The organism is Pseudomonas sp. B21-035 (genome assembly GCF_024748945.1).
Lineage (GTDB): Bacteria > Pseudomonadota > Gammaproteobacteria > Pseudomonadales > Pseudomonadaceae > Aquipseudomonas.
Genome location: NZ_CP087179.1, coordinates 4,779,779 through 4,804,206 on the forward strand (window position 1 = coordinate 4,779,779; position 24,428 = coordinate 4,804,206).

General features: G+C 62.4%; 22 protein-coding genes. 6 read left to right on the forward strand and 16 right to left on the reverse strand.

What is annotated here, in order from left to right:
- Positions 1-31: 31 nt before the first annotated feature.
- The 5 genes from groL to LOY22_RS21775 all read right to left on the reverse strand — a co-directional run bounded on the left by groL (position 32) and on the right by LOY22_RS21775 (position 4,695).
- Complete coding sequence (gene groL, locus LOY22_RS21755; protein ID WP_045197377.1) at positions 32-1,684, reverse strand: chaperonin GroEL; 1,653 nt, start codon at positions 1,682-1,684, stop codon at positions 32-34.
- A 47-nt stretch (positions 1,685-1,731) separates the two neighbouring features.
- Entirely contained in the window at positions 1,732-2,025 is a 294-nt protein-coding gene (locus LOY22_RS21760) for a co-chaperone GroES (protein ID WP_003260750.1), read from the reverse strand.
- Positions 2,026-2,282: 257 nt separating this feature from the next.
- Entirely contained in the window at positions 2,283-2,783 is a 501-nt protein-coding gene (locus LOY22_RS21765) for an FxsA family protein (protein ID WP_045197374.1), read from the reverse strand.
- A 64-nt stretch (positions 2,784-2,847) separates the two neighbouring features.
- Positions 2,848-3,579 carry a HugZ family protein gene (locus LOY22_RS21770; protein WP_258594776.1) on the reverse strand — a complete coding sequence of 244 codons (732 nt, stop codon included), beginning with the start codon at positions 3,577-3,579 and terminating at the stop codon, positions 2,848-2,850.
- A gap of 108 nt (positions 3,580-3,687) precedes the next feature.
- Entirely contained in the window at positions 3,688-4,695 is a 1,008-nt protein-coding gene (locus tag LOY22_RS21775) for a DUF481 domain-containing protein (RefSeq protein ID WP_045197889.1), read from the reverse strand.
- 152 nt (positions 4,696-4,847) lie between these two features.
- Here LOY22_RS21775 and LOY22_RS21780 point away from each other — a divergent pair, with 152 nt between their 5' ends.
- Together LOY22_RS21780 and LOY22_RS21785 are read left to right on the forward strand one after the other, a co-directional pair.
- Positions 4,848-5,201, forward strand: coding sequence for an MGMT family protein (locus LOY22_RS21780; protein ID WP_045197370.1), 354 nt, complete (start codon positions 4,848-4,850; stop codon positions 5,199-5,201).
- A 43-nt stretch (positions 5,202-5,244) separates the two neighbouring features.
- Positions 5,245-6,786 (forward strand): AmpG family muropeptide MFS transporter, encoded by a 1,542-nt coding sequence (locus tag LOY22_RS21785; protein WP_045197368.1) that lies wholly within the window; start codon positions 5,245-5,247, stop codon positions 6,784-6,786.
- Positions 6,787-6,810: 24 nt separating this feature from the next.
- On the opposite strand, the gene LOY22_RS21790 is transcribed toward LOY22_RS21785, so the two are convergent.
- The 3 genes from LOY22_RS21790 to LOY22_RS21800 form a co-directional block, all read right to left on the reverse strand.
- Entirely contained in the window at positions 6,811-8,061 is a 1,251-nt protein-coding gene (locus tag LOY22_RS21790) for an MFS transporter (RefSeq protein ID WP_045197366.1), read from the reverse strand.
- A 166-nt stretch (positions 8,062-8,227) separates the two neighbouring features.
- On the reverse strand, positions 8,228-9,070 hold the full coding sequence (locus tag LOY22_RS21795; protein WP_045197365.1) for a mechanosensitive ion channel family protein: 843 nt from the start codon (positions 9,068-9,070) through the stop codon (positions 8,228-8,230).
- A 116-nt stretch (positions 9,071-9,186) separates the two neighbouring features.
- Positions 9,187-9,672 (reverse strand): YajQ family cyclic di-GMP-binding protein, encoded by a 486-nt coding sequence (locus LOY22_RS21800; protein ID WP_045197363.1) that lies wholly within the window; start codon positions 9,670-9,672, stop codon positions 9,187-9,189.
- Between the two features lie 113 nt (positions 9,673-9,785).
- Here LOY22_RS21800 and LOY22_RS21805 point away from each other — a divergent pair, with 113 nt between their 5' ends.
- The 3 genes from LOY22_RS21805 to LOY22_RS21815 are packed head-to-tail and all read left to right on the forward strand — an operon-like array spanning position 9,786 to position 13,330.
- Positions 9,786-10,703: a putative 2-dehydropantoate 2-reductase gene (locus LOY22_RS21805; protein WP_213603338.1), complete on the forward strand. Its 918-nt coding sequence runs from the start codon at positions 9,786-9,788 to the stop codon at positions 10,701-10,703.
- 51 nt (positions 10,704-10,754) lie between these two features.
- Entirely contained in the window at positions 10,755-12,767 is a 2,013-nt protein-coding gene (locus LOY22_RS21810; RefSeq protein ID WP_045197359.1) for an ATP-binding protein, read from the forward strand.
- 2 nt (positions 12,768-12,769) lie between these two features.
- Positions 12,770-13,330 carry a cob(I)yrinic acid a,c-diamide adenosyltransferase gene (locus LOY22_RS21815; RefSeq protein WP_045197356.1) on the forward strand — a complete coding sequence of 187 codons (561 nt, stop codon included), beginning with the start codon at positions 12,770-12,772 and terminating at the stop codon, positions 13,328-13,330.
- A gap of 72 nt (positions 13,331-13,402) precedes the next feature.
- Here the strand turns inward: LOY22_RS21815 and LOY22_RS21820 are convergent, their stop codons facing one another.
- The 4 genes from LOY22_RS21820 to secA all read right to left on the reverse strand — a co-directional run bounded on the left by LOY22_RS21820 (position 13,403) and on the right by secA (position 19,134).
- Complete coding sequence (locus LOY22_RS21820; protein ID WP_195884958.1) at positions 13,403-14,347, reverse strand: Nudix family hydrolase; 945 nt, start codon at positions 14,345-14,347, stop codon at positions 13,403-13,405.
- Entirely contained in the window at positions 14,344-14,976 is a 633-nt protein-coding gene (locus LOY22_RS21825; RefSeq protein WP_258594783.1) for a glutathione S-transferase, read from the reverse strand. The genes LOY22_RS21820 and LOY22_RS21825 overlap by 4 nt, the downstream gene beginning before the upstream one ends.
- 81 nt (positions 14,977-15,057) lie before the next feature.
- A complete protein-coding gene (argJ, locus tag LOY22_RS21830; protein ID WP_258594785.1) occupies positions 15,058-16,275 on the reverse strand; it encodes a bifunctional glutamate N-acetyltransferase/amino-acid acetyltransferase ArgJ in 1,218 nt (405 codons plus the stop codon).
- Positions 16,276-16,401: 126 nt separating this feature from the next.
- Complete coding sequence (gene secA / locus LOY22_RS21835) at positions 16,402-19,134, reverse strand: preprotein translocase subunit SecA (protein WP_045197346.1); 2,733 nt, start codon at positions 19,132-19,134, stop codon at positions 16,402-16,404.
- Positions 19,135-19,417: 283 nt separating this feature from the next.
- Here secA and LOY22_RS21840 point away from each other — a divergent pair, with 283 nt between their 5' ends.
- Complete coding sequence (locus LOY22_RS21840; protein WP_093379832.1) at positions 19,418-19,885, forward strand: DUF721 domain-containing protein; 468 nt, start codon at positions 19,418-19,420, stop codon at positions 19,883-19,885.
- 127 nt (positions 19,886-20,012) lie between these two features.
- Here LOY22_RS21840 and lpxC read toward each other — a convergent pair whose 3' ends face one another.
- The 4 genes from lpxC to LOY22_RS21860 all read right to left on the reverse strand — a co-directional run bounded on the left by lpxC (position 20,013) and on the right by LOY22_RS21860 (position 24,425).
- The gene (gene lpxC / locus LOY22_RS21845; RefSeq protein ID WP_028943297.1) at positions 20,013-20,924 is read right to left on the reverse strand and encodes a UDP-3-O-acyl-N-acetylglucosamine deacetylase; all 912 of its coding nucleotides are present in this window, start codon (positions 20,922-20,924) and stop codon (positions 20,013-20,015) included.
- 112 nt (positions 20,925-21,036) lie between these two features.
- Positions 21,037-22,224, reverse strand: a complete 1,188-nt coding sequence (ftsZ, locus tag LOY22_RS21850) for a cell division protein FtsZ (protein ID WP_045197340.1) — start codon at positions 22,222-22,224, stop codon at positions 21,037-21,039.
- A gap of 56 nt (positions 22,225-22,280) precedes the next feature.
- Positions 22,281-23,540 (reverse strand): cell division protein FtsA, encoded by a 1,260-nt coding sequence (gene ftsA / locus LOY22_RS21855; RefSeq protein ID WP_010220793.1) that lies wholly within the window; start codon positions 23,538-23,540, stop codon positions 22,281-22,283.
- A gap of 15 nt (positions 23,541-23,555) precedes the next feature.
- Positions 23,556-24,425, reverse strand: a complete 870-nt coding sequence (locus LOY22_RS21860) for a cell division protein FtsQ/DivIB (RefSeq protein WP_038998876.1) — start codon at positions 24,423-24,425, stop codon at positions 23,556-23,558.
- Between the last annotated feature and the right edge of the window lie 3 nt (positions 24,426-24,428).

The following is a 24,428-nucleotide window of genomic DNA, read 5'->3' on the forward strand; positions in this document are numbered from 1 at the left end:
CGGGGCTTTTTATCGAGCGGGTAAGGCTGGCTTACATCATGCCGCCCATGCCACCCATACCACCCATGCCGCCCATGTCTGGCATGCCGCCGCCAGCACCAGCTTCCACTGGAGCGTCAGCAACCATGGCTTCGGTGGTGATCATCAGACCGCCAATCGAAGCTGCAGCTTGCAGGGCCGAACGGGTTACTTTGGCAGGGTCGAGGATACCCATCTCGATCATGTCGCCGTACTCGCCGGTCGCAGCGTTGTAACCGAAGTTGCCGGAACCTTGCTTGACCTTGTCGACAACCACGCTTGGCTCGTCGCCGGCGTTGGCAACGATCTGACGCAGTGGCGCTTCAACAGCGCGACGCAGCAGCTGAATACCGACGTTCTGGTCTTCGTTGTCGCCTTTGAGCTCGGAGATAGCTTGCAGCGAGCGAACCAGGGCAACACCACCGCCAGGCACCACGCCTTCTTCGACGGCTGCACGGGTAGCGTGCAGGGCGTCTTCAACGCGGGCTTTCTTCTCTTTCATTTCGACTTCGGTGCCAGCACCGACCTTGATCACGGCAACACCGCCAGCCAGCTTGGCCAGACGCTCTTGCAGTTTTTCACGGTCGTAGTCCGAGGAAGTCTCGGCAACCTGAGCGCGGATCTGGGTGATGCGCGCTTCGATATCGCCTTGAACACCAGCGCCGTCGACGATGATGGTGTTTTCCTTGGACAGGGTCACACGCTTGGCGTTACCCAGGTGCTCCAGGGTAGCGGATTCCAGGCTCAGGCCGATTTCTTCGGAGATCACGGTACCGCCGGTCAGGACGGCGATGTCCTGCAGCATGGCCTTGCGGCGATCGCCGAAGCCAGGGGCCTTGACTGCAGCAACCTTGACGATGCCGCGCATGTTGTTGACCACCAGGGTGGCCAGCGCTTCGCCTTCGACGTCTTCAGCCACGATCAGCAGCGGACGGCCGGCCTTGGCAACGGCTTCCAGAACTGGCAGCAGTTCGCGGATGTTGGAGATTTTCTTGTCAACCAGCAGCAGCAGCGGGCCATCCAGCTCGGCGACCATGGTGTCTGGCTTGTTGACGAAGTAAGGGGACAGGTAGCCGCGGTCGAACTGCATGCCTTCTACGACCGACAGTTCGTTTTCCAGGCCCGAGCCTTCTTCGACGGTAATCACGCCTTCTTTACCGACTTTTTCCATGGCTTCGGCGATGATGTCACCGATGGAGTTGTCGGAGTTGGCCGAGATGGTGCCGACCTGAGCGATGGCCTTGGAGTCGGCGCATGGCTTGGACAGGGACTTCAGCTCTTTGACGATGGCGATGGTGGCTTTGTCGATACCACGCTTGAGGTCCATCGGGTTCATGCCGGCAGCAACGGCTTTCAGGCCTTCGCTAACAATGGCCTGAGCCAGAACGGTAGCGGTGGTGGTGCCGTCACCAGCTTCGTCGTTGGCCTTGGAGGCAACGTCTTTCAGCAGCTGGGCGCCCATGTTTTCAAAGGCGTCTTTGAGCTCGATTTCTTTGGCAACCGACACACCGTCTTTGGTGATGGTTGGAGCGCCGAAGCTCTTGGCCAGAACAACGTTACGGCCTTTCGGGCCCAGGGTGGCTTTTACAGCGTCAGCCAGAACGTTGACACCAACGAGCATTTTCTTACGGGCGGAGTCGCCGAATTTTACGTCTTTAGCAGCCATGATCGTTTAATCCTTGAATACTTTGGAGTAACGGGAAACCAGCGGAATCAGCCTTCGATGACAGCGAGAATTTCGTTCTCAGCCATCACCAGCAGGTCTTCGCCGTCAACTTTCACAGTGTTGCTGCCCGAGTAAGGGCCGAAAACCACCTTGTCACCCACTTTCACGGCCAGCGCACGCACTTCACCGTTGTCCAGGATGCGACCGGTACCTACAGCGACGACTTCGCCACGGTTAGGTTTTTCAGCGGCCGAACCTGGCAGAACGATACCGCCAGCGGTTTTCGATTCTTCTTCGCTGCGACGGATAACGACGCGGTCATGCAGAGGACGAAGCTTCATTGTCGATCTCTCCTAATTGTGGTTTTCATCGGCCGGTATCGACACCGGCGGGTTGATGCTTGCGGCGTAGCCGCTCGTAGCCCGCGGGGCGGACCACACATGTAATGTCTGGTGCAAATCACCAGAAACCTTGCGGTGACCCATACATGAGGTCGCCAAGAGCAATTACAAGGCTTGGCTGTGAAAATTTTTAGCGATCGGCGCTGCACAAAGCAAAACGGCCCCGATAGGGGCCGTTGGCAAAGCACAGGTAACCTTTACAAGTCCCGTGGATTGCGCAGGTTAGGCTGAGCAGGATCTTCACGACCGACCACTTCACCTTCGATCACCGTTGGCTGGTGGCCACCGGGCTGGCCCGGCCGCGCCATGAACGGATCATCGCCAAAGGCGCGCTGGCGCATGGCCTGGGCCTCGGCGCGCTCGCGCATCTTGCGCCCGAGCAGGCGACGGGTGAACGGCAGCAGGCAGACCAGGCCGATCACGTCACTGATGAAGCCGGGCAACAGCAGCAGGCCGCCACCGAGCGCCAGCATCAGGCCGTGGAACATGTCCTCGGCCGGCAGCTCGCCGCGCTGCAGGCTCTCGCGGGCACGCAGGGCGGTGGCCAGGCCCGCCACCCGCACCACCAGCACGCCCAGGGCGGAGCCGGCGATGATCAGCAGCAGCGCGGGAAAGAAGCCGATCGCGGTGCTGACCTTGAAAAACACATACAGCTCCAGCACCGGAAAAATCAGAAACAGCAATAGAAAAGCACGCATCAACGGTTCCTCTGCGCAAGATGTCCTTGCAGTAGACCTTTAATGGATGCGATCCCTCGCCATTTCAAGCCTCGGCGGCTTGCCGTTGAGGCCATTGATCGGCGCGGGCCAGAAAAACCAGGGCTTCGCGCACTTGTATCGGCGTATTGCAAGGCGCTGCGAACGGCAACCAGTGCAGGGCCTGGCCAATGCGCAGGTGCATGCCCTCGCTGTCGATGCCGACCATCTGCGCCGCCGCGCCCTGGGGCAGGCCGCTGAGCTGGACGTAGTGCTCGATGGCGTTGGCGTGATCGCTGTTCATGTGCTCGATCATGCTCTGTTCGGCCTTGCCGGCAAAGGGGTTGGCCAGGTTCAGGTGATCGATCCAGTGGATTGCGCCGAAGCCGCCGATGTAGCGATGGCGCACCGGCTTGAGCACCCAGAAGTCGAAATCGTGGGCTTTATGGTAGTTGGCCGATTCGGGGAAGTAACGGTAATAGCGCTCGGCAGCGGCTTCGACTGCCTCGGTCTCGACCAGCTGTTGCGCCTCAGCCAGCACGGTCAGGCGGCCCACCGCCTGGACGTCCTCAGCGTCGCGCTCGCCCACCAGCAGCGAGCACTTGGAGTCTTTTTGCAGGTTGTGGGTGTGCTGGGCAATGCGGCTGATCAGGATCAGCGGATTGCCGTCGGCATCCAGGCAATAGGGCACCACCGATCCGAACGGAAAGCCCGGCATCGATTTGGAATGGGTCGACAGCACCCCGCGGTACTCCTTGAGCAGCAGCTCCCGTGCCTGTGTTGCGGCTTTAGCGCTCACTGTATGACTCCCCGCTCGATAATCGTCGTAATGCCGAGCGTGCATGCGCGCACGCCCAGGCTAGTTAACCGACAAAATAATCATTATCGCTCGGTGTTGCCAGCGTGCTTACCAGGCCACACCGAAACCTGCGGTATAGCGGGTCTTGTCCAGGTCGCTGTCGCGGGTGCCGCTGATGATGTCTTTCTCGGCCTTGAGGTTGAGCGAGGCCCACTCGGTAACCTTGTAGCGCAGGCCGACCTCGGCATCCAGGGCGTACTCGGCGACGCCGCCCAGCGGTTTGCCGACTTCGCCGTTGGTGAAGAACTCGACGCGCTTGCCAATCAGGTAGCGGTTGTAGTCCCACTTCATGGCCAGCGAGTAGAAGTTGTCCTTGCCGCCGTCGGCGTATTCATAGTCGGTACGGTTGACCAGCGAACCGAGCGAGAACGCGCCCAGTTCGTCATCCCAGAACTGGTAGCCCGGGCCGGTACCCACGGTGCGCTGGCGAGCGAGGTCTTCGATGTGGTCACGCTTGTATTCCAGACGGCCCTGCCAGAACCACTTCTCGGTGATGAAGCGGTCCAGCGCGTATTCGGCGCTCCAGTTGTTGGTGGTGGTGACCTCGTCCTTGCTTTCGCGGTTGTATTCGCCTTCGGCCTGATGGCGCCAGCGGCCGTGACGGGCGGTGGTCTTGAAGTCGATGTCGTAGTCGTCGCTGTCGGTTTCGGCGCGCTTATAGTCCATGGCCAGGTCGACATTGCCCTTCCACGACAGGTCCTCGACCACAGGCTTTGGCTTCATGATCTGCTGGATGCTGGCCAGTTCGACAGTCTTGGGGGCCTCGCCGTTGGCCAGAACGACCTTGCCGTCTTCGGCAGCCTGCAGCGACTTGGCTTTTTCGCCGCTGTAGGCGTCTTGCTTGACCAGCAACTCCTGATCGCTTTCCAGGGTCTGCACCTGCTTCCAGTCCAGGGCGATGGAGCCGCCATAAGGCGTTTCGAGCAACAGTTTGCCGCCATCGAAAACCTTGATCTTGCCGCTCAGCTTGTCACCGTTTTTCATCCACACGGTGTCGGCAAGGGCGGGGGAACAGGCAGCAGCGAGGGCAACGCACAACAAGGCTCTAGGAAACATAAGCGGCAACGGACTCGGGTTCGCGAAAAAAGTCGGGCATTATCCAGATACCCGCCATCAGAGCAAGGACTGACCTGCCCCATGTCGATGAGTTCAATTCTTATTTGCTCGAACAAACCTGCGCGTGCAGCGCGCAATAAGCGAATCCCGCGATGAACGGGATTCCCGGCGATCCGACCGAAAGCGCCGAAGCCCGACGAATGGCACTCTACCTGGTGCTTGGCCAGGTGCCCGCGGGCAAGGTGATCAGCTACGGCGAACTGGCGCAACTGGCAGGTTTAGGCCGTGCGGCGCGCTGGGTCGGGCGTACCCTCAGCCAGTTGCCCAGCGATACCCAGTTGCCCTGGCACCGGGTGCTGGGCGCCGGCGGACGCCTGAGCCTGGCCCTGGGCACCCCTTCAGGCGATGAACAGCGGGCCCGGCTGCGCGCAGAAGGCATCACCTTGCACAATAATCGTGTGGATATGTTGCGCCATGGCTGGCGCCCGATGGAGCACAGCGGTTAGAGTGCGCGCTTTGTTTTCGTAAACTTGAGGCAGATGTTGGCCCATGCCCCGTAAAACCTGGCGCGCTGCGCTCGCTGCCTATGCCAGCCCGTCGACACTGGTGCTGTTGTTGCTCGGCTTTGCCGCCGGCCTGCCTTACATGCTGGTGTTTTCGACCCTGTCGGTATGGCTGCGCGAGGCCGGCGTGGCCCGTGAAACCATCGGCTATGCCAGCCTGATCGGCCTGGCCTATGCCTTCAAATGGGTGTGGTCGCCGCTGCTCGACCAATGGCGCCTGCCGTTGCTCGGCAAACTCGGGCGCCGCCGCTCCTGGCTGGTGCTGTCGCAAATTCTGGTGGTTATCGGCCTGATCGGCATGGGCTTTTGCGACCCGCAAAAGCACCTGTCCTGGCTGATTGCCCTGGCGGTGCTGGTGGCCTTTGCCTCGGCCACCCAGGACATTGCTGTCGACGCCTACCGCCTGGAAATCGCCGATGACCAGCGCCAGGCCGCGCTGGCCGCCAGCTACATGGCCGGCTACCGGGTTGCCGCGCTGCTGGCTACCGCCGGTGCCTTGTTCTTCGCCGAAGGCTTCGGCTCAACCGGCTTCAGCTACCTGCACAAGGCCTGGACCGGCACCTACGTGCTGTTCGGCGTGATGATGCTGCCGGCGCTGATCACCACCCTGCTGATGCGCGAACCGCCGGTGCCACTGCGCACCCAGCTGTCGGCGGCGCGCTACGGCCTGGCCCACCAGCTGGTGTCGGTGTTCGTGCTGATCATCCTGCTGGTGTCGGTACCGGCTACCTTCACCCAGCTGTACAACACCGATTTCGCCAGCGTGCTGTTCGAAGGCGTGAGCCTGCTCGACTTGCTGCTCGAAGACCGCGCCTTCCTGCGCGCAATCCTCTATATCACCCTCACCGCCCTGTGCCTGTCGTCCATGGGCCGCCGCGGCCTGGCACCGGTGCTGACGCCGGTCAACGACTTCATCACCCGCTATCGCTGGCAGGCCCTGCTGCTGCTCGGGTTGATCGCCACCTACCGGATGTCCGACACGGTGATGGGCGTGATGGCCAACGTGTTCTATATCGACCAGGGCTTCACCAAGGACCAGATCGCCAGCGTCAGCAAGATCTTCGGCCTGATCATGACCCTGGTGGGTGCCGGTTTCGGCGGCTTGCTGATTGTGCGCTTCGGCATCTTGCCGATCCTGTTCATCGGCGGCGTGGCGTCGGCGGCGACCAACATCCTGTTCCTGATGCTCGCCGACATGGGCGCCAACCTGCAGATGCTGATCGTCACCATCTCGCTGGACAACTTCAGCTCGGGCCTGGCCACCTCGGCGTTTGTCGCCTACCTGTCGAGCCTGACCAACCTCAAGTTCTCGGCAACCCAATATGCCCTGCTCAGCTCGATCATGCTGCTGTTGCCGCGGCTGATCGGCGGTTACTCGGGGGTCATGGTCGAGAAATTCGGCTATCACGACTTCTTCCTGATCACCGCCCTGCTTGGCGTGCCGACCCTGATCCTGATCGCCCTGCAATGGCGTCAGGAGCGCGGCAAGCCAGAGCCGGTCGAGCACCAGGTTGCAGAACGCCCCTGAACCGCGCTGAGGCTATCGCCGGGATTACTCCGGGATAGCCTCTGGCAGATTGCTGGAAGCGCTCAGAACGACCCTCAGCGGCCATAGCGCAAGAATCCCCGCAGCGCCCGCCGCCAGGGCGAAGTGCACCAGGCTGGCACCCGCGCCGAGCATCGCCAGCAACGCCCCGCCAAGGCCCAGCAGGGCAATGGTGATCATCCCCAGCATCGCCGACACCAGGCCCTTGCTCTGCTCGCTGGAAAACAGCGTCATGCGGTACAGCACCGCGTTGGCGATGCCCAGGCCCAGGGCGTACACCGACAGGCCGGCCACCAGGCTCAGCACCGAAGGCAGCAGCCAGGTGCCCAGCATCATGCCCAGCAAACCGATCAGGAACGGCCACAGCGCCCGCCGTACCAGGGTAGTCAGCGCGTAGCGGTCGGCGATGCGGTTGATGATCAGGTTGCCGAGGATCAACCCGCCGAACACTGGCAATTGCCACAGGGCGTAATCCAGGGTGCTCAGGCCCTCGTCATGGATCAGCAGCACCGGCGACAGGCCGATCCAGCCGATCAGCGGCAAGCCGACCAGACCCAAGGCAGCGCTGCCGGCGACAAAGCGGCGGTTGCTCAGCAGTTGCCCGTAGCCTGCCAGCAACGGCAGCAGGTGGATCGGCTGGAACGCCAGGCGTGAGCCGTCGCGGCGCTCGACGCCAAGGGTTTCCGGCATGAACCGGTACAGGGCAAACCAGGCCAGCACCGCCGCCGCGCCGAACAGCACGAACAGCCAGCGCCAGGACACCCACTCCAGCAGCAGGGTGCCGACCAATGGCCCGAGCAGCGGCGAGAGCAAGGCAATATTGGCCAGCAGGGCCATCATCCGCACCGCGTCGGCCTCGCTGAACGCCTCGTTGAGCGCCGGGTAGCTGACGGTCACGACAAAGCCCAGGCCGATGCCCTGCAGCAGGCGCAGCAGGTTGAACAACTCGATGCCCTGCACCCAGAAGGTAGCGATGCAGGCCAGGCAGAAGAACGCGCAGCCACCCAGCAGCAGCGGTCGCCGCCCGTAACGGTCGGCCAGCGGGCCGATCAGCCATTGCAGGACAACGCCGCCAAGCAGGTAGAGGTTCAGCGCGTGGGGAATGAATTCGGGGCTGGCGTTCAGGTCACCGACCACCACCGGCATCGCCGGCATTACCACGTCACTGGCGAGGTAAGTGAGCAGTTCGAACAGCGCCAGGGTCATGGCAAAACAAAACGCCCGCAACGGCGTGATGTTGATCAGGGGGGTAAGCATGATAAGACCGGGCAAACAGAAGTAAGCCAGCCTATATGCCAGAAAGCACCGGGCGCAGGTAGCGCGAAGACGTGAACAAGTGTAATGACTGCTGAAAGCATCGCGGGGCAAGCCTGCTCCTGCAGCATTGTGCAGGAGCGGGCTTGCCCCGCTATGGCGTCGGTCGTTACTGCACCGCCGCTTCCTGCACCACGCGGATTACCCGCTGCGGAAAGGGAATGTCGATGCCTTCGGCCTTGAGGCGGTCACGGGCATGCTCGTTGAGCATGAACAGCACGTCCCAGTAGTCGGCGGTGTTGACCCAGATGCGCAGCGATACCGTGATCGAGCTGTCGCCCAGGGTCGAAATCACTGCCTGTGGCGCCGGGTCCTGGTGCACCCGCGGGTCCTGGGCCAGTTCCAGCAGCACGTTGCGGGCCTTTTGCAGGTCGGCGTCGTAGTCCACGCCCACATCGAACACCACCTTGCGCGTCGGCTGGCGGTTGGTGTTGGTGATGATGCCGTTGGACAGGCTGCCATTAGGCAGGATCACGGTCTTGTTGTCGCCGGTGCGCAGCACGGTGTGGAAGATCTGGATGCTGTCGACGGTACCCGCAACCCCCTGGGCTTCGATCCAGTCACCGATGCGGAACGGGCGGAACAGCAAAATCAATACGCCACCGGCGAAGTTGGCCAGGCTGCCCTGCAGCGCCAGGCCGATGGCCAGGCCTGCGGCACCGATGGCGGCGACGAAGGAGGTGGTTTCGATGCCGATCATCGAAGCCACGCTGACAATCAGCAGGATCTTCAGGATGATGTTGGCCAGGCTGCTGATGAAGCCTTGCAGGGCCTGGTCGGCATTGCGCAGGGCCAGCAGTTTGCCCAGGCGGAAAGTGACTTTGTTGATCAGCCACCAGCCGATGGCCAGGGTCAGCAGCGCCAGCAACAGGCGGCTGCCGTATTCCATGATCAGCGGAAGCCAGGTTTGCGAAGCCTTGACCAACTGGTCGACCTCAGCGTTGAAATCCATCGTATGTTCTCCTGATGCCGAGCGGCAAAGAGCTGAAAAAGACCTGCCGCAAACGTTTCAGCGGCACCTCGGCCCTCGGACGCCAAAAAGGCGCCAAGGTTCCGGGCTCCGCGACTTCAGTCGCGGAAATTGTTGAACTGCAGGGGCATGCCGAACTCTTTGGCGCGCAGGGCGGCGATCGCTTCTTGCAGGTCGTCGCGCTTCTTGCCGGTGACGCGCACCTGCTCGCCCTGGATGGCGGCCTGGACCTTGAGCTTGGCGTCCTTGATGTGGGCGACGATCTTCTTCGCCAGTTCTTTATCGATACCCTCTTTGAGCACCGCTTCCTGCTTCATGACCTTGCCCGAAGCGAAGGCGTCCTTCACTTCCAGGCACTGCACGTCGATCTTGCGCTTGACCAGGGCCAGCTTGAGGATCTCGATCATCGCTTCGAGCTGGAACTCGGCCTCGGCGGTCAGGTTGACGGTCAGTTCCTTTTCCTTGAACTCGAAGCTGCCCTTGCCCTTGAGGTCATAGCGACGGTCCAGGTCCTTGACCGCGTTTTCCACGGCGTTGGTGACTTCGTGCTTGTCCAGTTCCGATACCACGTCGAACGACGGCATACCTTTTCTCCAAAAAATAAAGGCACCCTCGCGGCTCTGCTGAAAGAGCGCGATGGAGCGCGCAGGGTTTGACGGTTAAAATACCGGATCATTATAACGGTTGCGAAACGCTGATGAGCAGCACCTGGCATATTCTCGGCGCCGGCAGTCTGGGCAGCCTCTGGGCCTGCCGGCTGGCCCGCGCCGGCAAACCGGTCCGGCTGATCCTGCGCGACAAGGCGCGGCTGCAGGCCTATGAAGCCGCAGGCGGCCTGACCCTGGTTGAACAGGGCAAGGCGCAGTTACAGGCGATCCCCGCACAACTGGCCGACGACCACACGCCGATCCACCGCTTGCTGGTGGCCTGCAAGGCCTACGACGCCGAACAGGCGGTGGCGCAACTGGCGCCGCGCCTGGCTAAAGATGCCGAGCTGATCCTGCTGCAGAACGGTCTGGGCAGCCAGGAAGCTGTGGCCAACCGCGTACCCCACGCCCGCTGCGTGTCCGCCTCGAGCACCGAAGGCGCGTTCCGCGAGCAGGACTGGCAGGTGAATTTCGCCGGGCACGGCTTCAACTGGCTGGGCGATCCGGCCAACCCCGGCGCCCCGGACTGGCTCGATGACCTGAGCGAAGCCGGCATTCCCCACCAGTGGACCCCGGACATCCTCACCCGCCTGTGGCGCAAGCTGGCGCTCAATTGTGCGATCAACCCGCTGACCGTGCTGCATGACTGTCGCAATGGCGGCCTGCAGGCGCATCAGTGCGAAGTCGCGACCCTGTGCGCCGAACTTGCCGAGCTGCTGCAATACTGCGGCCAGCCGCAAGCGGCCGAGGGCCTGGTCGATGAAGTGGAACGGGTGATCCATGCCACGGCGGCCAACTACTCTTCCATGTACCAGGATGTTCGCCACGGCCGGCGCACCGAAATCCACTACCTGCTCGGCCATGCCTGCCGCACCGCCAGCCGCCACGGCCGGCAGCTGCCGCACCTGGAACGGCTGTACCGGCGCCTGGTCGAACACCTGAACACGCGCGGATTGCCCAGCGACTGAGCACGGCGCTACCCTGCCCCTTCACCTACAGACCGGGACTACGCCTTTCACATGACTTTGCGCGAACGCCTGGAGAACCTGCCGGTCGGCCAGAAGTTGCTGGCCGCCCTGCTGGTGCTGCTGATCACTATCCTGCTGGTGGCCAACCTGACTTTTATCAGCGCCGCCTACTGGATTTCCCAGGAGAGCATGGCCCCGCAGGCCCTGCAGACCATTGGCCGGCTGGTGTCCAACCCGCAACTGGCACAACAGGCCAGCGATTCGCCGGAGGCCGCCAAGGCCCTGCTCAAGGAACTCGACAGCTACACCCCGCTGCGCGCCGCCGCCCTGTACGGCAGCGACGGCAAGATGCTTGCGCAATTGCAGCACGGCGAAGCCCTGCCGTTGCCCAAGCGCTACCGCAACATCGACAACTGGCGCCTGACCGAATTTCGCAGCACGCAACTGGTGAGCCTGCCGCGCGCGGGCGGCCCGCCCGGCCATCTGCTGCTGGTGGCCAGCAGCGAGCTGCCGATGGCCTTCTACACCGGCACCCTGACCGCCAGCCTGGGCATCCTGGTGTTCAGCATCCTGCTGTGGATGATCATCGCCCGGCAGATCAAACGCCTGATCACCCAGCCGATCTACCAGCTTGAAGAACTCTCGCGCCAGGTCACCCGCGAAGAAAACTACGCCCTGCGCGCCAAGCGCGGCAACGATGACGAGATCGGCAGCCTGGCCGACGCCTTCAACACCATGCTCTCGCGCATCGAAGCCCGCGAGCAGCAGCTCAAGCGCACCCGCGACGAATTCCAGGACGCCTACGACCAGGCCCAGGGCCTGGCCGAAGAAACCCGCCACACCAACCGCAAACTGGAGCTGGAAGTCCAGGTGCGCAGCAAGATCGAGAAAAAACTCACCGGTTTTCAGAACTATCTCAACAGCATCATCGACTCCATGCCCTCGGCGCTGATCGCCCTCGATGAGCAGCTCTATGTCACCCAGTGGAACCAGGAAGCCAGTGCGCTCTCCGGCACGCCGCTAGACGAAGCGCTGAACCAGCCGATCTTCCTTGCCTTCGAACCCCTCAAGCCGTTTTTGCCGCAGCTCAAGGAGAGCGTCGAGAAGCACCGGGTGGCGAAGATCGAGCGGGTAACCTGGACCAAGGACGACGACGCCCGCCACTATGCCCTGACCTTTTACCCGCTGATGGGCGGTGGCGGCCGCGGCGTGGTGATCCGCATCGACGACATCACCCAGCGCCTGTCGCTGGAAGAGATGATGGTGCAGTCGGAGAAGATGCTCTCGGTCGGCGGCCTGGCGGCGGGCATGGCCCACGAGATCAACAACCCGCTGGGCGCCATCCTGCACAACGTGCAGAACATTCGCCGGCGGCTATCGCCGGACCTTGCCAGGAACCTCGAACAGGCCGACGAGATCGGCATCGACCTGCCGACCGTCAACCGCTACCTGCAAAGCCGCGAAGTGCCGCAGTTGCTCGACGGCATCCAGCAGGCCGGCGCCCGCGCGGCAAAAATAGTGACCCACATGCTCAGCTTCAGCCGGCGCAGCAACCGCCAGTTGGCGCCTTGCGATTTGCCGGCGCTGATCGACCAGGCGGTGGAAATTGCCGGCAACGACTTTGACCTGACCATCGGCTTCGACTTCAAGGGCCAGGCCATCGTCCGCCAGTTCGACCCCAACCTGGGCCCGGTGCCGTGCACCGCCAACGAACTGGAACAGGTGTTGCTCAACCTGCTGAAAAACGCCGCCCAGGCCATTCACCTGCGCCACGACGACAGTGAGCCCGGGCGCATCACCCTGCGCACCCGGCTCAACCCGCCGTGGGCGGAGATCCAGGTCGAGGACAACGGCATCGGCATGCCCGAAGCGGTGCGCAAACGCACCTTCGAGCCGTTCTTCACCACCAAGGAAATCGGCCAGGGCACGGGCCTGGGCCTGTCGGTGTCGTATTTCATCATCACCAACAATCACAAGGGGCAGATGGAAGTGCAATCGGCACCGGGCCAGGGTACTTGCTTCACCTTGCGCCTGCCGCTTGCCCCAAGCAAAACGGAGTCTTGAGCATGGGTTTTCGTTTGTCGAAGATTTACACCCGCACCGGCGACAAAGGTGAAACCGGGCTGGGCGATGGCCGCCGCGTGCCAAAGGACCATCCGCGAATCGAAGCGATTGGCGAGGTCGACAGCCTCAACAGCCAGTTGGGCCTGTTACTGGCCGGGTTGGCCGAACAGGGGCTGGATGAACTCAGTGAAGTGCTGGCGCCGTGTCAGCACCGGCTGTTCGATCTGGGCGGGGAACTGGCGATGCCGGCGTATCAAGCACTGAACAGCGCTGAAGTGGAGCGCCTTGAGGCGGCGATCGACCGCTGGAACGAAGAGCTGGGGCCGCTGGAGAACTTCATTCTGCCCAGTGGTTCGGCGCTGATCGCCCAGGCCCACGTGTGCCGCAGCCTGGCCCGCAGTGCCGAGCGGCGCTGCCAGCAGTTGAACAGCATCGAGCCGCTGGCCGGGGTGGGCCTGGCGTATATCAATCGGTTGTCGGATTTGCTGTTTGTCGCGGCACGCTTGATAGCACGGCGTCAGGGAGTGGCCGAGGTGTTGTGGCAGGCTGCGGCCAAACCCTGAGGGCCTCATCGCGGGTCAAGCCCGCTCCTACAGGTGGCGATCCTGTAGGAGCGGACTTGCCCCGCGATCAATTCAGAGCTCAGGCCAGAACGCGCGGATCCCCGCCACACCCTGAGCGCCATGCTGCCAGGCCTTTTCCTGCTCGGCAGCGCCCACGCCACCAAGCAGATACACAGGCTTGCTGAAGCCTTCGATCAGTTGCTGCGCCTGCTCCCAGCCCAATGGCACGGCATCCGGATGGGTCTGGGTCGCCTGCACCGGTGACAGGGTGACGAAATCCACGCCCATCTGCTCGGCCAGTGCCAGTTCTTCAGCGTTATGACACGACGCCGCCAGCCAGCGCTGCCTGGGGAACGGCCGGCCTTTGCTGGCGTACTTGCGCAGCTGCTCAGAGGTCAGGTGCCAACCGGCCGCTGGGAAGTCGCCCAGCCATTCCAGCGGGCCCTTGAGCATCAACTGCGCCTTGCCCGCGCACAGACCGACCGCATCCACCGCGACATCGCGGTATTTGGGGTCGTACATGTTCGGCGCACGTAGTTGTACCAGCTTGATTCCATCGGCAATGGCCTTCTGGATGCCTCGCAACATCTGCGGGACTTCCAGCCCCTCGGGAGTAATCAGGTATTGCCCCGGCAAACGCGCGGCGGCAACGATTGGCTGGTTGGCTTCAGGGAAGTCGTAGTCCGGCAACTCCCGCGCAGTCACCCAGGCCAGCGGCTGGCCTTCGGCGCCATGGGGTTCGCCGCTAAAGCCGTTAACGTCCCAGACATCCAGCAGTACCTGTTTGTCCGGGTAATCGTGCTTGACCTTGATCAGCGGCCGCGCCGCAGTGACAACGATGCCCAGCTCTTCATGAAGCTCACGAGCCAGGGCCACTTCGACCGCTTCGCCGTCTTCGACCTTGCCACCGGGAAATTCCCACAGGCCGCCCTGGTGCTGGCTGTCAGCGCGGCGGGCAATCAGGATGCGTCCGTCGGTGCCGCGGATGACCGCGGCGGCTACATGCACACGTTTCACCCTTCACGCTCCGCCAGGCCAGCTTGTTGCCAGGCCTGGAAGGCTGGCCACTGGTAGATGGTCTCGATATAGGCCGCCGCATCTGCCGGCACTTCGACCCGGTAGGTGCGCAGGCGCACGGCGATCGGGGCAAAGAAGGCGTCGGCCAGGCTCAGGCAGCCGAACAGGTAAGGGCCAGCCTCTTTGGCTGCCAGGCGGCATTCGGACCACAGCGCGACGATGCGGTCGATATCGACCTGCACGTCCAGCGGCATGCTTTCCAGCGCTTGATCGCGAGACAGGTCGAACGGCATGTTGCCACGCAGGGCGAAGAAGCCGCTGTGCATCTGTGCGCAAGCCGAACGGGCCTGGGCACGGGCAGCGACGTCGGTAGGCCAGAGGTTGGCTTGCGGGTGACGCTCGGCCAGGTATTCGGCAATCGCCAGGGAGTCGGCAATCACCCCGTGCTCGCTTTTGAGCAGCGGTACCTTGGCGGTGGGCGAATGCTCGAGCAGGCGCTGGCGGGTGTCAGGCTGGTTGAGCTTGATCAGGGTTTCATCGTAAGTAGCACCGGCCAGCTCAAGGGCCAGGGCGGCGCGTAGCGACCAGGAGGAGTACAGCTTGTCGCCGATGATCAGGTGGTAGCTCATGGTTCGGCTCCATCAGGGGCTTTTCGCGGGTCAAGCCCGCTCCTACAGGTTTGGTAGGAGCGGGCTTGCCCGGCGATGAGGTTAAGTACGGTATTCAGCGTTGATTTTCACGTACTCGTGGGACAGGTCGGTGGTCCAGATGGTTTCGCTGCACTGGCCACGGCCCAGCTCGATACGGATGGTGATTTCTTCACGGGCCATGACTGCCGAGCCCTGGGCTTCGGTGTAGCTGGCGCTGCGCCCGCCCTGGCTGGCGATGCACACATCACCCAGGTAGACGTCGATCAGGCTGACGTCCAGGTCCGGTACACCGGCCCGGCCGACCGCGGCGAGGATCCGGCCCCAGTTCGGGTCGGAGGCGAACAGTGCGGTCTTGATCAGCGGCGAGTGGGCCACGGCATAGCCGACGTCCAGGCACTCCTGATGGTTGCCGCCGCCGTTGACTTCAACAGTGACGAATTTGGTCGCACCTTCGCCGTCGCGGACGATGGCCTGGGCGACTTCCATGCACACTTCGAACACGGCTTTTTTCAGCGCTTCGAACAGCGGGCCACTGGCTTCGCTGACATCGGCGACATCGGCCTTGCCGGTGGCAATCAGCATGCAGCAGTCGTTGGTGGAGGTATCGCCGTCGATGGTGATGCGGTTGAACGACTTGTTGGCGCCGTCGAGGATCAGGTCCTTGAGCACCGCCGGGGCCACCTTGGCGTCGGTGGCGATGTAACCGAGCATGGTCGCCATGTTCGGGCGGATCATGCCCGCGCCTTTGCTGATGCCGGTGACGGTGATGGTCACGCCGTCATGCTGGAACTGGCGGCTGGCGCCTTTAGGCAGGGTGTCGGTGGTCATGATGCCGGTGGCGGCAGCGGCCCAGTTGTTTTCCGACAAGTCATCGATGGCTGCCTGCAGGGCGCCTTCGATCTTCTCGACCGGCAGCGGCTCGCCGATCACGCCGGTGGAGAATGGCAGCACGGCACTGGCGTCGACGCCAGTCAGCTCGGCCAGCTTGGCGCAGGTGCGCTCGGCCGCAGCCAGGCCTGGCGCGCCGGTGCCGGCGTTGGCGTTGCCGGTGTTGGTCAGCAGGTAGCGCACGGTACCCTGTACGCGCTGTTTGGCGAGGATCACCGGGGCGGCGCAAAAGGCGTTCAGGGTAAACACGCCGGCGACGCTGGAGCCTTCGGCGCAGCGCATTACCACCACGTCCTTGCGCCCGGGGCGCTTGATGCCCGCAGAGGCGATGCCGAGTTCGAAACCTGGAACCGGGTGCAACGTTGGCAAAGGACCAAGACCAACAGCCATGAAAGCGCTCCTAGAAAAAAGGCACCGGGACGAGATTACCGGCGCTTGAGATGGAACAACGCCGCGACGGTCAGGACCAGTCGCGGCGCGGTGTTCAGATGTCAGCGAGGTACTACGGCGTGATGATCAGTCGATCTTGCCGTGGCACTGCTTGAACTTCTTGCCCGAACCGCACCAGCATGGCTCGTTGCGGCCCAGCTTCTGCTCGTTGCGCACAGGCGCGGCGGCCACGGCAACGTCAGCACCGTCTTCCTGCGGTTCAGCTTCAAGGCCCGGGGCCTCGGCGTGCTGGAACTGCATGCGCGCAGCCAGCTCTTCGGCTTCGCGGCGCAGACGGGCCTCTTCCTCGACCGGATCTTCGCGGCGCACCTGAACGTGCGAGAGCACGCGGATGGTGTCGCGCTTGATCGAATCGAGCAGCTCCTGGAACAGGTTGAACGACTCGCGCTTGTACTCCTGCTTCGGGTTCTTCTGCGCATAGCCGCGCAGGTGGATACCGTGGCGCAGATGGTCCATGGTCGACAGGTGGTCTTTCCACAGGTCGTCGAGCACACGCAGCAGGATCTGCTTCTCGAAGGTACGCAGGGCTTCGGCGCTGGCCTGCTCTTCCTTCTCGTTGTAGGCCGCCAGCAGCTCGGTCATGAGCTTGGCACGCAGGGTTTCTTCGTACAGGTGGTCGTCTTCGTCGAGCCATTGCTGAATCGGCAGCTTGACCCCGAAATCGCTGGCCAGGGCCGCTTCCAGGCCGGCCACGTCCCACTGCTCGGGCAGCGATTGCGGCGGAATGTGCTGGGCGACGGTGACGTCGAGCACTTCCTGGCGGAAGTCGGCGATGGTGTCGCCAATGTTGTCGGCTGCCAGCAGGCTGTTACGCATGTGGTAGATGACTTTACGCTGTTCGTTGGCGACGTCGTCGAACTCGAGCAACTGCTTGCGAATGTCGAAGTTGCGGCCTTCGACCTTGCGCTGGGCTTTTTCGATGGCGTTGGTGACCATGCGGTGTTCGATGGCTTCACCGGACTGCATGCCCAGGGCCTTCATGAAGTTCTTCACCCGGTCAGAGGCGAAGATACGCATCAGGCTGTCTTCCAGCGACAGGTAGAAACGGCTCGAACCCGGGTCACCCTGACGACCGGAACGGCCACGCAGCTGGTTGTCGATACGGCGCGATTCGTGACGCTCGGAAGCAATCACGTGCAGGCCACCGGACTCGATCACCTGCTGGTGACGCTTCTGCCAGTCGGCCTTGATCTGCGCGACCTGCTCGGCGGTCGGGCTGTCCATGGCGGCGACTTCGACTTCCCAGTTACCGCCCAGGAGGATGTCGGTACCGCGACCGGCCATGTTGGTGGCGATGGTCAGCGCACCCGGGCGACCGGCCTGGGCAATGATCTCGGCTTCTTTTTCGTGGTACTTGGCGTTCAGGACCTTGTGATCGATGCCTTCCTTCTGCAGCAGGTTGGACATGTGCTCGGAGGTTTCGATGGTCGCGGTGCCCACCAGGACCGGACGGCCCTGGGTCATGCTTTCCTTGATGTCGGCGATGATCGCCTGGTACTTCTCGTCGGCGGTCAGGTACACCAGGTCGTTGAAGTCCTTACGGGCCAACGGCTTGTTCGGCGGGATCACCATCACGTTGAGGCCGTAGATCGACTGGAACTCGAACGCTTCGGTGTCGGCGGTACCGGTCATGCCCGACAGTTTGTTGTACAGGCGGAAGTAGTTCTGGAAGGTGGTCGAGGCCAGGGTCTGGCTCTCGGCCTGAATGTTCAGGTTCTCTTTCGCTTCGATCGCCTGGTGCAGGCCTTCGGACAGACGACGGCCCGGCATGGTACGCCCGGTGTGTTCGTCGATCAGCAGGATCTGGCCGTCCTGGACGATGTACTCGATGTTGCGATGGAACAGCTTGTGCGCGCGCAGGCCGGCGTAGACGTGGGTCAGCAGGCCCAGGTTGTGCGCCGAGTAGAGGCTCTCGCCCTCGGCCAGCAGGCCGACCTGGGTGAGCATCTCTTCGATGAACTGGTGGCCGGCTTCGTTGAGTTCAACCTGACGGCTCTTCTCGTCGATGCTGTAGTGGCCTTCCTGGGTAACCTGGCCCTCGACTTCCTCGATGTGCTGCTTGAGGCGCGGGATCAGCTTGTTGATCTCGATGTACAGCTTGGAGCTGTCTTCGGCCTGGCCGGAGATGATCAGCGGGGTACGGGCTTCATCGATGAGGATGGAGTCGACTTCGTCGATCACGGCGAAATTCAGCTCGCGCTGGAATTTCTCTTCCATGCTGAAGGCCATGTTGTCGCGCAGGTAGTCGAAACCGAATTCGTTGTTGGTGCCGTAGGTGATGTCGGCGGCGTAGGCAATGCGCTTCTCTTCCGGCGGCTGGAACGGTGTGACGACACCGACGGTCAGGCCGAGGAATTCGTACAGCGGACGCATCCAGTTGGCGTCGCGGCGGGCCAGGTAGTCGTTCACCGTGACCACGTGCACGCCTTTGCCCGACAAGGCATTGAGGTACACGCCCAGGGTTGCGACCAAGGTCTTGCCTTCACCGGTACGCATTTCTGCGATCATGCCTTCGTGCAAGGTCATGCCGCCGATCAGCTGCACATCGAAGTGACGCATGCCCATGACCCGCTTGCCCGCTTCACGGGCGACCGCGAAGGCTTCAGGCAACAGCTGGTCGAGGGTCTCGCCTTTGGCCAGGCGCTCTTTGAACGCTGCGGTCTTGGCGCGCAGCTGCTCGTCCGAGAGGGCCACCATCTGCTCTTCGAAGGCATTGACGATCTGTACCGTCTTGAGCATGCGTTTGACTTCACGCTCGTTCTTGCTTCCAAAAAGTTTTTTTAACAAAGGCGCAAACATATCGGCAGGATCTTCCACACGTGGGGATGGAGGGCGGCCCCGTAAGTCGCCCGTGCAGCCCTAATGGCCGCATGCGAACGAGCATTCTACCCGGAAACGATGGTGAGGAAAGTGGCGGATTTCCACGATGCTGGCACAGCGCTTTGACGGGGCATGGTTAAAATAAGGCCTTTTTCGCCAACTTCAAGCCATTGCAACATGAAGTTTTACCCTCGCAGCGCAAACAGGGCCTGCCTGTGGCGATCTGCTAAGATGGCAGCTCTGTAACTTCAGGTGTCCCTTCATGGCTTTTCGCCCCTCGCCAGCCCGCGCTCCCGCTGTCCTTCTGCGCGAAGCCCGGCCGCTCAAAGCCCTGTTCAGCCAGGCCCAGCGCCTGGCGCAACTGCAGAAGCTGCTCGACAGCCAGCTGCAGCCGGCGGCCCGCGAACATTGCCACCTCGCTTCCTGGCGCGAGGGCACGCTGTTGTTGATCGTCACCGACGGCCACTGGGCCACCCGCCTGCGTTACCAGCAAAAACGCCTGCAACGCCAGTTGCAGACCCTGGAAGCCTTTGCCAGCCTGACGCGGATTGTGTTCAAGGTACAGCCACCGACCACCCAGAGCCGCGCGGCCGGGCACACCGCCGACCTGTCGAGCCGGGCGGCCGAAAGTATTCAGGCGACGGCTGAAGGCATCAGCGATCCGAAGCTGCGGGCGGCGCTGGAGCGGTTGGCCAGCCATGCGCGGGATAAGGATGCGGCGGACTCTTGAGGGTATGACTCGACTTGCCCCCGATGCGCCTGCTATCGCGGGGCATGCCCGCTCCTACAGGGGCAACAGGCATAAAAAAGGCCACCCGAAGGTGGCCGAAAAAAACTAAAGAAGAGAGTGTTCGTACTTACACTGCCGCAACCGGACGCATGTAAGAGATCGGTGCCGTGCTGGCATCTTCGAAAGTCACCACTTCCCAGGCGTCTGTTTCCTCGATCAGCTTGCGCAGCAGCTGGTTGTTCAGCGCGTGTCCGGACTTGTAGCCCTTGAACTCGCCGATCAGGCTGTTGCCCAGCAGGTAGAGGTCGCCGATGGCGTCGAGGATCTTGTGCTTGACGAATTCGTCTTCGTAGCGAAGACCGTCTTCGTTGAGCACGCCGTCCTTGTCGACCACGATGGCGTTTTCCACACTGCCACCGAGTGCGAGGTTGTGCTTGCGCAGGTACTCGATGTCACTCATGAACCCGAAGGTACGGGCGCGGCTGACTTCCTTCACAAACGAGGTGCTGGAAAAGTCCACGCTGGCGCTTTGGGTCCGGTTGCGGAACACCGGGTGATCGAAATCGATCTCGAAACTCACCTTGAACCCGTCGAATGGCAGGAAAGTAGCGCGCTTGTCGCCGTCTTCCACTGTCACTTCGCGCAGGATGCGGATGAACTTCTTGGCTGCGTCCTGTTCTTCCAGGCCGGCAGATTGAATCAGGAATACAAAGGGCCCAGCGCTACCGTCCATGATCGGCACTTCGGACGCGGAGAGCTCGACGTAGGCGTTATCGATGCCCAGGCCAGCCATGGCCGAGAGCAAGTGCTCAACCGTGTCTACCTTGGTATCGCCGTTGACCAGTGTCGTCGACATGGTGGTCTCGCCGACGTTGGCCGCGCGGGCGGGAATTTCCACCACGGGGTCGAGGTCGGCACGGCGAAATACGATGCCGGTATCCACAGGTGCAGGTTTGAGGGTCAGGTAAACCTTTTCCCCGGAGTGCAGGCCGACACCTGTGGCACGGATAATATTCTTCAGGGTGCGTTGTTTAATCATGGCATTGGCCGCTTCAGCGCAAATTGCGAACTGGTATCAACAAAGGCTGAGGATAATACCAGACCCGGCCTTTGCTGAACACCAATCACCCTTATACCCCTGATAAATTTCATTAATCGGCCTGACGACGCAGGAATGCCGGGATGTCCAGGTAGTCCAGATCGTCTTGCGGATTAAGTTTTGCAGCAGCCGCAGCACCGGCGTGGGCCTGGTTGCGCATCACGGTCGGACGCTCCAGGTCACGGTAGTTAACCGACGACTCGTTGCGTACAGGGGCCGGAGCCGGGGTCTGCGCCGCAGCGGTCTGCATGGTGTTGTCGATAACCTTGACCGGCTTCTCGATTTTCGCACCCAGGCCAGTGGCAACCACGGTAACGTGCAGCTCGTCGCGCATGTCCGGATCGATAACGGTACCGACCTTGACCATGGCGTGATCGGATGCGAAGGCCTCGATGATGCTACCGACGTCCGAGTACTCACCCAGCGACAGGTCAGGACCTGCGGTGATGTTCACCAGGATGCCGCGAGCGCCCTGCAGGTTGACGTCTTCGAGCAGCGGGTTGCGGATGGCTGCCTCGGTCGCTTCACGTGCACGGTTAGGACCGCTGGCACAGCCGGTACCCATCATGGCCATGCCCATCTCGCTCATCACGGTACGCACGTCGGCGAAGTCGACGTTGATCATGCCCGGGCGCTTGATGATGTCGGAGATACCGCGAACGGCACCGGCCAGTACGTCGTCAGCCTTGGCAAACGCCGACAGCAGGCTGGCGTCCTTGCCGAGGATGGTCAGCAGCTTCTCGTTGGGGATGGTGATCAGCGAGTCGACGCTGTCAGCCAGTGCACGGATGCCCTCGTCGGCAATCTGCATGCGCTTGCGGCCTTCGAACGGGAACGGCCGGGTCACCACGGCAACGGTGAGGATGCCCAGTTCCTTGGCCACTTCGGCGATGATTGGCGCCGCACCGGTACCGGTACCGCCGCCCATGCCGGTGGTGATGAACACCATGTTGGTGCCTTGCAGCACTTCAGCGATGCGCTCACGGTCTTCCAGCGCGGCCTGGCGGCCGACTTCCGGATTGGCACCGGCACCCAGGCCCTTGGTCACGCCGGTACCCAGTTGCAGGATGGTGCGCGCGCCGATGTTTTTCAGCGCTTGAGCATCGGTGTTGGCGCAGATGAATTCGACGCCTTCGATGTTGCTCTTGACCATGTGATTGACGGCGTTGCCACCGCCGCCACCGACGCCGATCACTTTGATGACCGGACTTTGCGGGACGTTGTCTACGAGCTCGAACATTTTCCCTCTCCTTACAGTTCTCTAGTTTTTGCGCCTACTACTACTGCTTTGAAACTTTAAAAGTTGCCCTGGACCCAGCGTTTGAAGCGTTCGAACGCTGGAGCCTTCGGTTCATCGCCATAGCCGTTGTTGCTGCTGCTGATACCGGTCAGGGTCAAGCCGTCGGACTGCTTCTGCAGGCCGTAGGTCAAAAGGCCCACACCGGTGGAATAAATCGGGTTGCGCACCACATCGCTAAGGCCGCGAACACTGTGCGGCACGCCCAGGCGTACCGGCATGTGGAAGATTTCCTCGGCAAGTTCTACCGCGCCTTCCATTTTCGAGGTACCGCCGGTCAGGACGATGCCCGCCGGTACCAGGTCTTCGTAGCCGCTGCGACGCAGTTCGGCCTGGATCAGGGTGAAGAGCTCGTCGTAACGCGGCTCGACCACTTCGGCCAGGGCCTGGCGCGACAGTTCGCGCGGCGGACGGTCGCCGACGCTCGGCACCTTGATGGTTTCACCGGCGCCGGCCAGCTTGGCCAGGGCGCAGGCGTAACGGATCTTGATCTCTTCGGCGTATTGGGTCGGGGTACGCAGGGCCATGGCGATGTCGTTGGTCACCTGGTCGCCGGCAATCGGGATCACCGCGGTGTGACGGATTGCGCCTTCAGTGAAGATGGCGATGTCGGTGGTGCCGCCACCGATGTCGACCAGGCACACGCCGAGCTCTTTCTCGTCATCGGTCAGCACCGAGTAAGCCGAGGCCAGTTGCTCGAGGATGATGTCGTCGATTTCCAGGCCGCAGCGACGCACGCACTTTTCGATGTTCTGCGCGGCATTGACGGCGCAGGTGACCACGTGGACCTTGGCTTCCAGACGCACGCCGGACATCCCCAGTGGCTCGCGCACGCCTTCCTGGTTGTCGATCACGTAGTCCTGCGGCAGGGTGTGCAGGACCCGCTGGTCGGCCGGAATGGCCACGGCCTGGGCGGCGTCGAGCACGCGCTCAAGGTCGGCGGCGCTGACTTCACGGTCGCGGATGGCGACGATGCCGTGGGAGTTCAGGCTGCGGATGTGATTGCCGGCAACACCGACGAACGCCGAGTGGATCCGGCAGCCAGCCATCAGCTGGGCCTCTTCGACCGCACGCTGGATCGACTGCACGGTGGACTCGATATTGACCACCACGCCCTTCTTCAGCCCGCGCGATGGGTGGGTGCCGATACCGACGATTTCCAGGGTGCCGTCGGCGGCGACTTCGCCCACCAGTGCCACGACCTTGGAGGTGCCGATATCCAGCCCGACGATCATTTTGCCGCTATGCGCATTTGCCATGGGTCCTGCCTCTCTCTAATTCTTCGCAACGGCGGGTTGGGCCGTCGTCGGTGCATTCGGTTCCCGCCAGCCAACAGCCAGGCCATTGGCATAACGCAGATCGATGCGGGCGATGTTCGTGATCTGTTCTTTGAGTGTCTTGTCGTAAATGGCAATGAAGCGGCGCATCTTTTCCACCAGATGATCGCGTCCCAGCAGCAGTTCGATACCTGGCCCGGCGCTACCGGCACCGGTGGTCAGGAACCAGCTGCCGCGCTCGCGCAACTCCAGCCGGGCAATCGAAAAGCCCATCGGCCGCAACATCTGGCTCAGGACCTGATATTGCTGCATTACTTTTTGCTGCGCCCGCTGCGGCCCGAACAGCTGCGGCAGGTGCTCGTAGTTGGCCAGTTCACGCGGGGTAAAGGCCTGGCCCTGGTTATTGAGCAAGGCTTCGTCACCCCAGCGCGCGACCGGCAACTGTTCTTCCAGGCGGATCACCACTTCATCCGGCCACACCCGGCGCACTTCGGCGTGGGCAATCCAGGGCATCTGCTCCAGTTCCGCGCGCATGCTCGCCAGGTCGACGGTGAAGAAGCTCGCCGCTACGTAGGGGGCGATCCGCTGCTGCACCGCCTGCTGGCTGATGTAGCTGAGGTCACCCTGTACGGCGATCTTGGTAATCGGCCGATCGGCGTACGGCATCAGGCGCTGGGCACCTTCGTAGGCGCCAAAACCTGCGACGACCAGCAGCACCGGCCACAGCAGGCGCTTGAACACGCTGAAGTTGGCCTTGGGCAGGCGCGCCGACAGTGGCTCCTTGGCCACCATCCGGCTGGCACCACGCGGCACCGGCTTGTTACGGCCGGGGGCGGGTTGCTGATGACGTAACATCGCGCCTTGCATGGG

Excerpts from the sequence above, each read along its gene's own strand:
- groL (WP_045197377.1), bottom strand. The coding sequence starts at position 1,684 with ATGGCTGCTAAAGACGTAAAATTCGGCGACTCCGCCCGTAAGAAAATG.
- LOY22_RS21760 (WP_003260750.1), bottom strand. The coding sequence starts at position 2,025 with ATGAAGCTTCGTCCTCTGCATGACCGCGTCGTTATCCGTCGCAGCGAA.
- LOY22_RS21765 (WP_045197374.1), bottom strand. The coding sequence starts at position 2,783 with ATGCGTGCTTTTCTATTGCTGTTTCTGATTTTTCCGGTGCTGGAGCTG.
- LOY22_RS21775 (WP_045197889.1), bottom strand. The coding sequence starts at position 4,695 with ATGTTTCCTAGAGCCTTGTTGTGCGTTGCCCTCGCTGCTGCCTGTTCC.
- LOY22_RS21780 (WP_045197370.1), top strand. The coding sequence starts at position 4,848 with ATGAACGGGATTCCCGGCGATCCGACCGAAAGCGCCGAAGCCCGACGA.
- LOY22_RS21785 (WP_045197368.1), top strand. The coding sequence starts at position 5,245 with ATGCCCCGTAAAACCTGGCGCGCTGCGCTCGCTGCCTATGCCAGCCCG.
- LOY22_RS21790 (WP_045197366.1), bottom strand. The coding sequence starts at position 8,061 with ATGCTTACCCCCCTGATCAACATCACGCCGTTGCGGGCGTTTTGTTTT.
- LOY22_RS21795 (WP_045197365.1), bottom strand. The coding sequence starts at position 9,070 with ATGGATTTCAACGCTGAGGTCGACCAGTTGGTCAAGGCTTCGCAAACC.
- LOY22_RS21800 (WP_045197363.1), bottom strand. The coding sequence starts at position 9,672 with ATGCCGTCGTTCGACGTGGTATCGGAACTGGACAAGCACGAAGTCACC.
- LOY22_RS21805 (WP_213603338.1), top strand. The coding sequence starts at position 9,786 with ATGAGCAGCACCTGGCATATTCTCGGCGCCGGCAGTCTGGGCAGCCTC.
- LOY22_RS21810 (WP_045197359.1), top strand. The coding sequence starts at position 10,755 with ATGACTTTGCGCGAACGCCTGGAGAACCTGCCGGTCGGCCAGAAGTTG.
- LOY22_RS21815 (WP_045197356.1), top strand. The coding sequence starts at position 12,770 with ATGGGTTTTCGTTTGTCGAAGATTTACACCCGCACCGGCGACAAAGGT.
- LOY22_RS21825 (WP_258594783.1), bottom strand. The coding sequence starts at position 14,976 with ATGAGCTACCACCTGATCATCGGCGACAAGCTGTACTCCTCCTGGTCG.
- argJ (WP_258594785.1), bottom strand. The coding sequence starts at position 16,275 with ATGGCTGTTGGTCTTGGTCCTTTGCCAACGTTGCACCCGGTTCCAGGT.
- secA (WP_045197346.1), bottom strand. The coding sequence starts at position 19,134 with ATGTTTGCGCCTTTGTTAAAAAAACTTTTTGGAAGCAAGAACGAGCGT.
- LOY22_RS21840 (WP_093379832.1), top strand. The coding sequence starts at position 19,418 with ATGGCTTTTCGCCCCTCGCCAGCCCGCGCTCCCGCTGTCCTTCTGCGC.
- lpxC (WP_028943297.1), bottom strand. The coding sequence starts at position 20,924 with ATGATTAAACAACGCACCCTGAAGAATATTATCCGTGCCACAGGTGTC.
- ftsZ (WP_045197340.1), bottom strand. The coding sequence starts at position 22,224 with ATGTTCGAGCTCGTAGACAACGTCCCGCAAAGTCCGGTCATCAAAGTG.
- ftsA (WP_010220793.1), bottom strand. The coding sequence starts at position 23,540 with ATGGCAAATGCGCATAGCGGCAAAATGATCGTCGGGCTGGATATCGGC.
- LOY22_RS21860 (WP_038998876.1), bottom strand. The coding sequence starts at position 24,425 with ATGCAAGGCGCGATGTTACGTCATCAGCAACCCGCCCCCGGCCGTAAC.